The sequence below is a fragment of the Sulfurimonas sp. RIFOXYD2_FULL_34_21 genome (assembly GCF_001830805.1).
Taxonomy (GTDB): domain Bacteria; phylum Campylobacterota; class Campylobacteria; order Campylobacterales; family Sulfurimonadaceae; genus Sulfurimonas.
Genome location: NZ_MICH01000011.1, coordinates 248,548 through 260,555, shown reverse-complemented (window position 1 = coordinate 260,555; position 12,008 = coordinate 248,548). Strand labels below are relative to the sequence as shown.

At 35.4% G+C, this 12,008-nt stretch carries 12 protein-coding genes; 2 read left to right on the top strand and 10 right to left on the bottom strand.

Features of this window, described 5'->3' with window-relative positions; genetic code table 11:
• The first annotated feature begins 4 nt into the window (after nucleotides 1-4).
• On the top strand, nucleotides 5-556 hold the full coding sequence (locus tag A2530_RS08860; protein ID WP_294882982.1) for a GNAT family N-acetyltransferase: 552 nt from the start codon (nucleotides 5-7) through the stop codon (nucleotides 554-556).
• Between the two features lie 5 nt (nucleotides 557-561).
• On the opposite strand, the gene A2530_RS08855 is transcribed toward A2530_RS08860, so the two are convergent.
• From A2530_RS08855 to A2530_RS08810, 10 genes are all read right to left on the bottom strand, one after another.
• Complete coding sequence (locus A2530_RS08855; RefSeq protein WP_294882985.1) at nucleotides 562-1,314, bottom strand: TIGR04219 family outer membrane beta-barrel protein; 753 nt, start codon at nucleotides 1,312-1,314, stop codon at nucleotides 562-564.
• Between the two features lie 100 nt (nucleotides 1,315-1,414).
• Nucleotides 1,415-1,918, bottom strand: coding sequence for a thiol peroxidase (gene tpx / locus A2530_RS08850; RefSeq protein ID WP_294882988.1), 504 nt, complete (start codon nucleotides 1,916-1,918; stop codon nucleotides 1,415-1,417).
• 114 nt (nucleotides 1,919-2,032) lie between these two features.
• A complete protein-coding gene (tsaD, locus tag A2530_RS08845; RefSeq protein WP_294882990.1) occupies nucleotides 2,033-3,010 on the bottom strand; it encodes a tRNA (adenosine(37)-N6)-threonylcarbamoyltransferase complex transferase subunit TsaD in 978 nt (325 codons plus the stop codon).
• A 2-nt stretch (nucleotides 3,011-3,012) separates the two neighbouring features.
• Complete coding sequence (locus A2530_RS08840) at nucleotides 3,013-4,011, bottom strand: DNA adenine methylase (RefSeq protein WP_294882993.1); 999 nt, start codon at nucleotides 4,009-4,011, stop codon at nucleotides 3,013-3,015.
• 21 nt (nucleotides 4,012-4,032) lie between these two features.
• Complete coding sequence (locus A2530_RS08835) at nucleotides 4,033-5,634, bottom strand: Eco57I restriction-modification methylase domain-containing protein (RefSeq protein ID WP_294882995.1); 1,602 nt, start codon at nucleotides 5,632-5,634, stop codon at nucleotides 4,033-4,035.
• Entirely contained in the window at nucleotides 5,634-6,734 is a 1,101-nt protein-coding gene (locus A2530_RS08830; protein ID WP_294882997.1) for an AccI family restriction endonuclease, read from the bottom strand. Before A2530_RS08830 ends, A2530_RS08835 begins: the two co-directional genes overlap by 1 nt.
• 108 nt (nucleotides 6,735-6,842) lie before the next feature.
• Nucleotides 6,843-7,904: a 1-deoxy-D-xylulose-5-phosphate reductoisomerase gene (dxr, locus tag A2530_RS08825; protein ID WP_294883000.1), complete on the bottom strand. Its 1,062-nt coding sequence runs from the start codon at nucleotides 7,902-7,904 to the stop codon at nucleotides 6,843-6,845.
• A complete protein-coding gene (locus A2530_RS08820) occupies nucleotides 7,905-8,660 on the bottom strand; it encodes a phosphatidate cytidylyltransferase (protein WP_294883003.1) in 756 nt (251 codons plus the stop codon).
• A 38-nt stretch (nucleotides 8,661-8,698) separates the two neighbouring features.
• Nucleotides 8,699-9,124 (bottom strand): hypothetical protein, encoded by a 426-nt coding sequence (locus tag A2530_RS08815; RefSeq protein ID WP_294883005.1) that lies wholly within the window; start codon nucleotides 9,122-9,124, stop codon nucleotides 8,699-8,701.
• 14 nt (nucleotides 9,125-9,138) lie between these two features.
• On the bottom strand, nucleotides 9,139-10,464 hold the full coding sequence (locus A2530_RS08810) for an NFACT family protein (RefSeq protein ID WP_294883008.1): 1,326 nt from the start codon (nucleotides 10,462-10,464) through the stop codon (nucleotides 9,139-9,141).
• Between the two features lie 211 nt (nucleotides 10,465-10,675).
• On the opposite strand from A2530_RS08810, the gene A2530_RS08805 reads away from it, so the two are divergent.
• Complete coding sequence (locus A2530_RS08805) at nucleotides 10,676-11,956, top strand: nitrate/nitrite transporter (protein WP_294883011.1); 1,281 nt, start codon at nucleotides 10,676-10,678, stop codon at nucleotides 11,954-11,956.
• The last annotated feature ends 52 nt before the right edge of the window (nucleotides 11,957-12,008 follow it).

Here is a 12,008-nt window from a genome sequence, read left to right as displayed (position 1 = left end):
CACAATGAAACCAATACTATATTTTCTAAGATCATCCGAACAAAAAATCGCAACCGACATGCTCCACTATGCCTACCGTCTTGATGAGCTAGGCAAGAGTCTTGAAGATTTTTCACAACTTGAAATCTTTAGCAGATTTTACGCCTTATCTTCCAAAGATTTAGGGCTTTATGCTTTGGATGAGCATACTATAGCAGGTGCTGTGTGGATAAGATTGTTAAAAAAAGATGATAACGCAAACGGTTTTGTGAACGAGACAACACCCATTCTTACAATAGCAGTAAAACCTGAATTTAGAAACAAAGGCATAGGTTCTGCTATGCTTGAACAGCTCTTTTTAGAAGCAGGAGCAATTTTTGAACAAATAAGTGTTAGTGTTTTAAACAGTGAAAAAACAGTAAATTATTTTAAAAAATTCGGATTTGTTGAAGTTGAAAACTCCCAAAAAACAAGCCCTGTTGATGAAAGCGAAGTTATAACAATGGTTAAAAAAATATCAAACGAGAGAGTCGTAAGACCGAGTGACGGCTACGACCCAAGAAAATGGATGGACTAAAAAGCTTAAAAACGAAGCATCAAACCTGCATAAAAACCTGAAAAGTCGATATCTAGTTTTGCATCAACACTGCTCTCATCAATATCTAGTTTTTGAACTCTGTAACCTACCTCCAAAGCAGGTTTCACAACAGAAACAAAATCAAACGTATAATCAACTTTCGCTCTAACATCATACACGGTAGAATCACCCGTCGTAATGTACTTTATATCGGCTTCTACTCCTATTTCAGTCGATGGAATTTCAACTCTTGCTCTTGCATACAGAAGCGGTATCGGAAATACTGCACTATCGCTATATCCGGTAAACGGCACTAACGGTGCGGCAGTATATGAAGCATCGACTATTTTAATATCCAAACCTAAATCAAAAGTAATCCAACCAGTGTTATCCAAAATATTATAATACGGAATAATATCGTACTGTTTCATATCATAAGAGAGTGAGGTTGTAACAGCACCGATATCAAAATCTTTAAATCTTCCAGTTGCAGTACCATCGTCCTCTATACTTACATATTCAAGTCTTAAATTTGGAAGAGCAGGAAGAGGATGTTTAATTATTGCCCAAATATAAGGCTTTGTATTATCTTTTTTTGCCGATACATAGCTTCCGTTAGCTCCACTCTCAGTATAAGTTGCACTGCCATTTGGAGTCTGCATCCAAGCTCCCGTACCCACCTCAACTCGCGTAAAATCAGCCATAGCACAAGAAGCTAAAAGAGACATACATGTAAGTGAATATAAAATCTTTTTCATAATAAAAACCTTTTAAATAGATGTGGTAATTATATCGGAAGTAGGCTTGAATAATAAAGGGCGCGAAGCCCTTAAGAAAGAAGGAAAATTATTAAAATATTTAGCTAACTGCAGCGATTGCAGCATCGTAGTTTGGCTCTTCAGTGATTTCAGGAACAATCTCTTTATAAGTTACGATACCTTCTTCATTTACTGCAAAAATTGCTCTACATGTAACACCTGCAAGAACTGAACCGCCAAGTAATACACCGTAAGCATTAGCAAAATCTTTGTTTCTAAAGTCAGATGTAACAGTTAGGTTAGTGATACCTTCAGTTGAACAAAAACGCCCCGCAGCAAACGGAAGGTCAAGAGAAACTATAGTCGGTCTAACACCTTTTAAAGAAGATGCTCTTGCATTAAAGTTACGAGTCTCAGCAGCACACACACCAGTGTCAAGTGAAGGAACAACGATAATTAGCTGCTTATGCCCTTGAGCACCGCCAACTACAACGTCACCTAGTCCGTCTGAATTTACAACAGTAACCTCCGGCGCTTTATCACCGACATTAACTTCATTTCCTAAGAGTTGCACTTGCGTACCTTTAAATTTTGTAGTTGCCATTTAAATTCCTTTTGTTTGTTTTGTTTTATTTTTTTATATGTAGCAGTATATTTGAAATCGGATAATTTTACTCTTAGTTAGAAAAAAAGGGCTTTATGCTAAGAACTTCTTAAGCTAAATGACACTTTTGGGACAAACTTCTAAATCATCCAACGAACTAAACATCTTCTTATCATACATCTCAACTGCTACCCGACCAATCATCGCAGCATTGTCCGAACAATATTTTAACTCACTTAAAAGTAAATCTGCCTTATACGGTTTTAAGAGTTCTTCTATCTGAGAACGAAGGTAAAGATTTGCACTTGCACCCCCTACTATGGCAAAGGTTTTGGGAGGAACTTCTTTAAAATATTTTTTAAGTTTTTGGATAATATGAGCAGATGCGATATGCTCAAACGAAGCGGCAATATCTCTGTAGTCACTCTCATCGGCTTTTTCAACGGCAAGCCTTACCGAATTTTTTAGCCCCGAATATGAAAATGCGATAAGCGGAGACTGATGAAGAGGAACCGTAAAGTTATATCTTTTTCTGTCTCCGTCCTTTGCAAGTTTCTCTATAAGCGGTCCACCCGGATAGCCCAGATTCATCATTTTTGCCACTTTGTCAAAGCTCTCTCCAAAGCTGTCGTCCATACTTTTTGCGATCGTCTTTATATCATCTAGGCTTTTTACTTCCATAACCTGCGTATGTCCGCCCGATACCAAAAGTACGGTAAGCGGAAACTGTGTCTCTTTTTCTATAAAAAGCGAGTATATATGGCCTATAAGATGATTTACCCCGATGATGGGAATACCAAGTGCGATAGAGATAGCTTTTGCCATAACTACACCCTCAACTAGAGTAACCGCAAGTCCAGGAGATGAAGTAACCGCAACCGCTTTTAAACCTGCAAAGTATGGTTTACACTCCTCTAAAATCTTAGGAAGAGCCTCTGCATGAAGCCTAGCTGCGAGTTCAGGGACAACTCCGCCGTAAATGCTATGCTCTAACTCCTGAGATATTTTTTTGTGGAAAATAAGCTTTTTTGTAGCAATCTCGGTAATTGCTATGGCGCTGTCGTCACATGAGCTTTCAATAGAAAGTATCAACCCTAATCCTTTTGTAAAATATGCAAGTACTCATAAGTCAAATCCGACTTTTGTTTTATACTCTTTTTATCGGTCTTAAATTTTTTGTATGCTTTTACTTTTAAATCGTACTTTCCGTACTTTGACATGATGTATTTTACCTCATCTTTGCTCATAATCCCCTCATTGTTATAGCTCAAGAAGATATACTTAAAGTCTGCATTTTTTATAAGCTCTTCAAAACTTTTTCGCACTCTGTTTTTTTTGCAATACACGGAGCGGTTATAGACTCTCATGCCTGTTTTTCCCTTTGGCGCAAAGTCGTCATAAAGAGCTATCGTGTTTAAAATATGATAGTTTGCACCGTATTGTCTGTGGTTGTAGGGCGGGTCAAGATAGAGAATATCGCCTTGTATCTTATTAATAAGAGAGTTGCCGTCTTCTTGATAGACATCATGTCTGTTGTGGCTTTCTTGAAACTCTGCGGGTTCTAAAATAAGCTTCCTTTGTGCAGGTTTTTTTAGGGTTTTTAAAAATGCGGCGTACATTGAAGCTGTATTTGCAACTCTGTCCGCACTCTCGATAAGCGAAGCAAGTAAAAAATAATACATGTCATTGTTTATCTCTTTAGTGCTTTTAAACTCTTCTATTTTTGTCCTTATGGCATCTATCTTTTTTCCGTTATCATCGCTGAAATATTGCCTGCCGCTTCCGCTTCCCATACAGTAATGGCTGTAAATAAACCCTTCTCGCAGAGGCAACTCGTTTAGCTCTTTGATGTAACTCTCTTTATCCGAAAGTTTTGCGGAGTTTTGTATATAGTTTTTGTTCAGCACATAACTGTAATGCTCCAAATCATTGCTGATAACCTTTTTGACATGTTGTTTAAAAATTCGCCCTACGACTCCGGTTCCCGCAAACATATCGCAAAAGACTTTATCGCCCAAAGAGCCGCCGACGGCAGCTTTTATCTCCTTTTTTAAAAAAGCTGAAAGTCTGTGTTTTGAGCCGATGTAGTTCATTTGTTTTCTTCTTGATTTTTTTTATTGATAAGATGAAATGGTGAAATTTTCTATTAAAATTTTATCGATTTCACCGATACAATCAAATCCTTGTTTATATAAGTTATAAAAATATAAAATTTTATTTACAGAATCATTATCTAACAGATTTATATTTAGCATAAGTGCTTTGTTTAGATCATTAGGCTCAAACTTTTGCAAACCGTTTCCATACTCTCTTGCTTGATCTGTAAAAATAAGTTTTGCCGTATTGCTCAATAGATAAGCAAAAAGCAAATCAATATTTACTTTAGAAAATAAATCAGATTCTTTTAAATAAACACAATGGAATGAAGTCAAATTGGAAATATTTGCTTCATTTCTAATAAATCGCAAACCTGTTCTATTAAACACAGAAACCCAAATTGGCGCCGGTTGTCTATTTTCAATTGAGTGCCAAGGCTTTCTGCTCGCTGTTAAATACTTTTTATCTATTTTATCACTTTCACCTTTTTTAATATAAGATACAACATTTTTATCATTCAAATTTTGAGCATTAAAAAGAAAAATAGCTTTATCATTTAGTTTTAACTTTTCAAAATCTTGCGATGTAAAAAAAGAATTTTTTACATCTTTTGCACTGCATATGCAAGGCAATAAATTTTGTTCATCAATGGAATACTCTTTTGCTTTTGATATATTGAAAGTAAAATATCCATTTGAGCCTGTAGCAATGCCACGCACTACTTTTGCATAAGTTGAAAAAGGAACGAGGTTTTTAAAATTTATGCTATTTTGTTTTTGATAGTAAGCTTTCCATTTAATATCTGGATTTAAATCTGACAATAAATAAACTTGTTTTGTATCTGAAAGGTTTGGATATTCTCGAATAAGTATGTCTATTTTATTTAAATCTTGCATGGATTTAATATTACTAAATTGCACTTTCTCTGTTAAATTATCATTTGCACAGAGTATAATTGAGGCAGTCGTTAAAGCATCATCAAAAATATTTTCTTCAAAATCAATAACAATAATATGCCTTAATGTTTTACTTTTTATCAAATATTGTTTTACTAATTTGCCATAATCAGAATTTAAAAACTCAGAAGGAACGATATAAGCACAACGACCATTTTGACTTAATTGATGAATTGATTTTAATAAAAAAAGTGTGTAAAGATTTGTAAAACCATTTAATTTGCATTTTAAATTTGTTTCTATTTCTTTTAAAATATTTTTATTGTCATAATCATGAAATTTAAAATAAGGAGGATTACAAATAATTCCATCATACTTATTTTTCCAATCATTATACATATAATCTTGTAATATCAGATTGCAATTTTTGGTATTATTAAAATACTGTTTTGCATTTTTAAAGATAATTGAATCAACCTCAAATCCCTTAATCTCGACATCTTTCTTACGGTTTAAAATTGCCCTTGAAAATACACCGAGTCCAAAAGCAGGTTCTAAAATTGTTTTTAGATTATCATTGCCTAAAATCCATTTTGCCATTAAATCCGCAATAGGAAAAGGTGTGAAAAATTGTGCAAACTCTTTACGATGAAGAGTTGAAACTGACTCTGAATAACTATTTTCTATTGAGTTATCAGTAATATAACGTTTATTGGTTATCATTAAAAATCATTATCTTGAATATCTAAAATTGTTTTTAAACTCTCTATATCAAGGTAAGCAGTCCCGCCTTTGAATGTTACATAAAATAATAACCTGCCTCTATCCATCTCCTTTCTAACGCTTTCATGTAGGGGTTCATCAACTTTTGAAGCAATTTGGATACCTGATTTTGAGTTAATCTTTATAGTTGTTTTATTTTGATTTTTTGTATCTGTCTCAACTGAAAATACTACACCGTCATTATCAGGATTTGAAATGATTTGCAAAATTTGTTCAAATGAAATACCATAAACTTTGTCGAAAAATACTTGAAAATAAAAATGAGGAACATTGAAAGTTTCAATCCATTTGTAAACCACTTTTATATCTTCAACTTTTGGAGTTATTGAAAGATAATCTCTTTTTTGAATCTCTTTTATAGCAGTTTTTAATTCTTTAAAAAGATTCTTAACTTCTATCAACTGAGGCGATGAACTCCAACTAGGAACTCTAAAATCTGTTACATTTAAAGTTCTTATATTAATGTTTTTTAAAATTTCAATGTAGCTTTCTCTAGCAGGATGTTGTAAAACATCTAAAAATTCAGTAAGTATTTTATTTTTTGTTTCTAATGCAATTTGAACAAACTTTTCAGTTCTTGCTTGCATCGCTTCTTCGTATCGGTCAATTAAAAAAGCACTTGAACGAACTTCAATTCCTGCAATGGCTTTTTTTACATATTCCGTGATTTCATTATGTGGAATTTGACTAATATCAAAACCTAAATTGGTGTCGAAATTAGTTTTGTGAAAAATTAGTAAGTCAGGTCTTTTACCAATGGCATCAAGCTCATTTTGAAACTCTTGATAAAAAGTATCAAAACCATCTTCTCCTGCAACTAAATCATCTGATTTACCATATTTTACTGCTACGAAATAATTGGAAGTTTCATTTATTGCTCTTATAATAAGATTTTCAGCCCAATCGCCCTGCTCTTTGTTAGTGATAAAATTTGAAGATGCTTGAGTGGGTGTTCTTGCTTTATCTCTTAGTTGTTCAAAATCAACTAATTCTATAGGAACTTTTTTTGTTAATTGTCTAATATTTTCATAATATGTCATAAACATTTCCTTTTTGTCATTTATAAAAATTCTCTAAACATTATTAAAACTAAAAAAGTACAATATTTCAAGATTTTATATGATACCATAGTATAAAAATAAAGCTTTTTATACTATAAACTCCCTAACCTCTCTATCTAACGCGAAAACATCATCCACATTTTTTGGCAGAGTATCAAATTTCTCATACGCTTTTATGATAGTTTTTGCTATATCCATAAAGCCTATTTTTTTATCTATAAAAAGTTCTATCGCCGCTTCGTTTGCGGCATTTATGATTACGCCTCTTGCAGGATTTTTTAGAAGTTCCTCTTTTATCTGCCACACAGGGTATCGCTCACATGTAATCTCTCGAAACTCCAAAGAGCCGACTTTTAGCAAATCTACATGTGGGAGTATATTCTCATCCATCTTAGCGTTGATTGCGAAAGCTATGGGGAGCTGCATACTAGCATTTGCGAAGTGAGCGGTGGTTGAGCCGTCTTTAAAGTCTATAAGAGCGTGGATAAGCGATTTTGTCTCTATGATAGCGTCATATTTACCCTCGCCAAATAGCCATCTTGCCTCAAGGAGTTCAAACATCTTGTTTACCATAGTCGCACTGTCTATGGTTATCTTTTGTCCCATCGACCAGTTTGGGTGTTTTTGAGTGTCTGCCAAAGTCGCGTTTTGAAGTCTTGCTATATCCCAGTCGCGAAATGCCCCACCGCTTGCAGTGATAATCATCTTCTCAATGGGTCTGCTTTGCATTAAGTACCAAAGTCCAAAATGTTCGCTGTCTATGGGCTGAATTTTTGAGGTGTCTATAAAAGCTCCGCAAGCAACTAATGACTCTTTATTTGCAAGGGCAACTTTTTTGTTACATGTAAGAGCCGTAAGTGTAGGACGAAGTCCTAAAAATCCTACAAGTGCATTTACGACTAACTCGCTTGAAGAGTCTTCTATAACTTTTAATATAGCCTCTTGAGAGTAAAAAACATTAGTGTGATTTACTCTTGCTACATCCTCTTCTTTAGCGACAACAACTACTTTTGGATGATGCTCTTGTATCTGTTTGTTTAAAAGTTCTATGTTGTTGCCAGCAACCAAAACCTCTACATGTATAGAAAATTTTTTGGCAATCTCAAGCGTATTTACGCCTATGGAGCCTGTAGAACCTAGAACTATCAATTAAACTAGTCCGCGAAGAAGTACCAGCATCACGATAGAGCTAAATAGATAACCGTCTATTCTATCAAGAACTCCGCCGTGCCCCGGTAAGATATCTCCGCTATCTTTTACGCCTGCACTTCTTTTTAGAGAGCTTTCATACAAATCACCGAAAATTGAGCTGACTGAGACCATAAAAGAGATGATAAACGCTACACCCAAATCAACTATGCTAAGTCCGACAAACATACCGCCTATCGTTGCAGCAGCTATTCCGCCTACCACACCTTCCATAGTTTTATTTGGAGAAGTCGGGCTAAAAGGAGTTTTGCCTATGCTTTTGCCGACTGCATAAGCTCCCACATCGGTTAATGCAACGATTACCAAAAGCCATAAAAGAGAGATTACTCCGTACTCTTCATACATAGTCAAAGTAAAAAGCAAGCCTGCCGTAGGATAGATAAACGGAAGAAAATTTTTCCAGCCTAAATCTTTGTTAAAAGCGACTGCACTTGCATAAGCGACACCTGCCAAAACAAACAAATCATCGCCGTAAGGATAGATTGCGGCTAGAAGCCAGATACCGATAGCATAATATATCAAATCACTATTTTGTATATCAAAAAGATTCATCGCCTCTTTAAAAGCTAAAATATAAACCGCTCCCAAAAAAAGCCACATAAGAAAAAAATTGTCTATAAATCCTATAATAAGCACCCCTGCAACAAGTGCCAAACCGGTTGTTACCCTCTCTTTGGAAGCCGTAAATATACTCATAATAATCCCCTATAAATATTATGAGCGATTATATCAAATCAGACTTTAATATCTAGTATATGCAAAGGATGTTCATTTCGGCTTTCTTGTTCTTCTTCGTTCTCTTTATGCTTTTTATTTCTTGCTGTCTCTTGATCGGCTTCATTTTTTTCATGTTCGCGGTCAGGGTCAACTTCGTGATTTTCCTCTGTTGGACGTACTTCAAGAACCTCTTTCTCTTTCTCCTGCGCCGCGGCTTGAGCTGCCATATTTTGAAAATCAACACGATTATTATGAGCATTTTGCACCGACGACACGCTTGCCGTCTGCTGATTTACGTAAATTGCATTTGCGACTAAACCTACTGCCATAACAACCCTCCTTAATTTTACTTTGTAAAATGAAGGAAACCCCTCATTTATCTGTCCGTAAAAGGAACAAGTCCCTTTTACTTCGCTAGCCGCTGAGGCACTGAAGCTTGACACTTTAGTGTCAGAATTTATCTATTATCGACTTCTATAGTTTTATACTTATTGTAAAGTACATTCGCACCGCTTTGAATGGTTACTTCTCTTCTGGGAGTATAATCGACCAAATACCTATCTTTTTGAAACATCGTAAAATCAACACACAATCTTGCGGCTCCTTCTATGACAGACATAGGAACATTTTGTTTGTCTGTCGTAATAATTACATGTGCGGATGGACGCTCTTTCATATGAAGCCAGATATCTTTTGCACGCGCATTTTTAAGCAGCTCAACATTGCCTTTTTCGTTTTTGCCCAGACTCACTTTATAACCCTCTACCAAAAAGGTCTCGATAGAGTCGTTTTGTTTTACTTTTTTGGTTTGAATATTTTTCGGAAAAAGAAGCTGAATTTTTGCTATATCTTTTGCATCCTCAACGGTGTGAATAAAAAGTTTCATATGCTCAATTTTTGAGCTAAGAGAGCTTTTTTCTATATGCATGTGAAGAGCTCTTTGTTTGGCTTTTTTGCTTCTTGAAAAAAGTGAATTTGCCATCAATGCGACAGATGAGAACTCTTTGTGAAGCTCTATGCAAACGCTTTTTCCATCATAGTCATCTACATGTAAAACCTTTTGATAAGGTTTGATATTGTGCATATTTGCCAAAAGCAGATTTCCGTAGTGCTGATATTTTACTGCCTCTTCTTCAAGTTCTTTCTCATCATCTAACTGTACATAAAGTTTTTGGAGTTTTTGGAGTTTTTTATTTAAAAAAGAGATTTTTTGCTTTTTAAGAGAATTTAATTTTTCCTGCTCTTCTTTAGCGTACTCATCATATAAAAACTGCTCGACGTCATCTAGCGGATACTCTTTTGCTTCAAATGGGGCAGATGGAACGTCAAGCAGTTTCTGCCCTACTCTTACTTCACGAAAAGATGAAAACAAGTCCACATGTCGAAGTGCTTCAAGAACAACATTTTCTTCATCCAAAATAATTACATTTGTATATTTTCCAGTAAATTCAAACTGTAAAAAGGTAATCTCCTCTTTATAAGCAGATGCAACGGAGGTTTTAAATCTCATAATTTTGTCGCCGCCTAAAAGCTCTACATGTAAGATATTTGCACGGTTAAATCTTTTTGCCAAAACTACGTCAAATGGCGCATTATAGACTTTTGAACGGGCATAAGAGGCGCATTTAAAAATCCTTGAGTTTGAGCGCTGCATCTCAAAATAGACTTCATCGTCTCTATCGAATGCAATTTTTACAATAGTGTCGCTGACTCTGTAAATTGCAGAGATTTTTTTAAATTTTTGTAAATAGATGATAATTTGTTTTAAATGTGATAGTTTCATAAAAAGATTTTATCATATATAAAATAACTATTTTTCAGAACTGTTTCTCCCTTTAGAATTTCAGCTTATATTAAAGAAAAATAAATTAATTGTAATGAGTAATTTTTACTCAAAAAATATTTTGCAATTGACTATTATTTAAACAATAATAGATAAAAATATATACTTAATATCACTATAATTCTATTATAAGTTTATTTAGGAGATTTACATGGCTGGATTTAAAGCATTAAAAGGTCAAGGTCACTGGCCTACACTTTTAGCGGCATTTTTATATTTTGATTTTAGTTTTATGGTTTGGACAATGCTTGGACCGCTATCTACGGAAATCACGGAAGCACTTGCCATAGGCGGATTTATAATGAGTGCCTCACAAAAAGCGACTCTTCTTTCCATCCCTATTTTAGCAGGGGCACTGCTTAGAATAGTTCTTGGCTTTGGTGTTGATAAGTTCGGTGCCAAAAAGACGGCTCTTGTATCTCAAGCTATAGTTATCAGCGTTCTTTTTTATGCTTACTTTCGCGGTGCGGGTATTACGTATAACGAACTTTTAGTCGTTGCTACTGGTCTTGGTTTTGCGGGTGCTTCTTTTGCGGTTGCACTTCCACAAGCAGGACAATGGTATCCGCCGAAACTTCAAGGAGTTGTTTTAGGAATAGCGGGTGCAGGAAATATCGGCGTTGTAATCGACTTTTTGTTTGCTCCTAAAATTGCCGAGCTATGGGGTTGGGAGTCAGTATTTTTAGTCGGCGGCGTACTTTCTACTATTATATTTGTAACTTACATGTTTATGGCAAAAGATGCTCCCGCAGAGGTTTACACGCCTCGTCCTAAAAAATTAAAAGATTACGGCAAACTCTTAAAAGACAAAGATACTTGGTGGTTTAACCTTTTTTATGCGGTAAGTTTCGGCGGTTTTGTAGGCTTTGCAGGATATATGAAAGTCTATCTTATGAACACCTATCAGGCGGATATGAGCGCTTTTGGCTTGGATGTTATTAACGAGGGAAATGTTAAAGTAGTTGCAGGTTACTTCGGTGCTTTATGTATCTTTGCAGGTGCTATTCTTCGTCCCGTAGGTGGAGCGATTGCAGATAGGCTAGGCGGTGTAAAATCACTCTATATCTTCTTTGGAGCGGTTATTCTCTTAGCAATTTTAAATGCTACTATGACTCTTCCTTTTGGTGTTGCTATAGTGGTTCTGTTTTTAATTATGGCAAATCTTGGAATGGCTAACGGAGCTGTTTTTCAACTCGTACCTCAAAGATTCGGCAAAGATATAGGAATCATGACTGGCATAATCGGCGCGGCAGGCGGCCTTGGCGGTACTGCTCTTATAAAAACTCTCGGCTGGAGCAAAGGCGTATTTGACGGTTACTCTGCAGGATTTATGATATTTGCCGGAGTTGTTCTTCTGGCTCTTATGGGAATAAGTCTGGTAAAAACTAGATGGAGAACTACGTGGGGCGTTGCTGCTGGAGGGAGAATCTAAACTAAATCTCTTTTTAGATTGCTTCGTTATTGCGAACTAAGCGAAGCAATCT

Coding starts and splice junctions, on each gene's coding strand:
- A2530_RS08820 (WP_294883003.1), bottom strand. CDS start 8,660: ATGAGTATATTTACGGCTTCCAAAGAGAGGGTAACAACCGGTTTGGCA.
- A2530_RS08810 (WP_294883008.1), bottom strand. CDS start 10,464: ATGAAACTATCACATTTAAAACAAATTATCATCTATTTACAAAAATTT.
- A2530_RS08855 (WP_294882985.1), bottom strand. CDS start 1,314: ATGAAAAAGATTTTATATTCACTTACATGTATGTCTCTTTTAGCTTCT.
- A2530_RS08860 (WP_294882982.1), top strand. CDS start 5: ATGAAACCAATACTATATTTTCTAAGATCATCCGAACAAAAAATCGCA.
- A2530_RS08830 (WP_294882997.1), bottom strand. CDS start 6,734: ATGACATATTATGAAAATATTAGACAATTAACAAAAAAAGTTCCTATA.
- A2530_RS08805 (WP_294883011.1), top strand. CDS start 10,676: ATGGCTGGATTTAAAGCATTAAAAGGTCAAGGTCACTGGCCTACACTT.
- A2530_RS08835 (WP_294882995.1), bottom strand. CDS start 5,634: ATGATAACCAATAAACGTTATATTACTGATAACTCAATAGAAAATAGT.
- A2530_RS08840 (WP_294882993.1), bottom strand. CDS start 4,011: ATGAACTACATCGGCTCAAAACACAGACTTTCAGCTTTTTTAAAAAAG.
- tpx (WP_294882988.1), bottom strand. CDS start 1,918: ATGGCAACTACAAAATTTAAAGGTACGCAAGTGCAACTCTTAGGAAAT.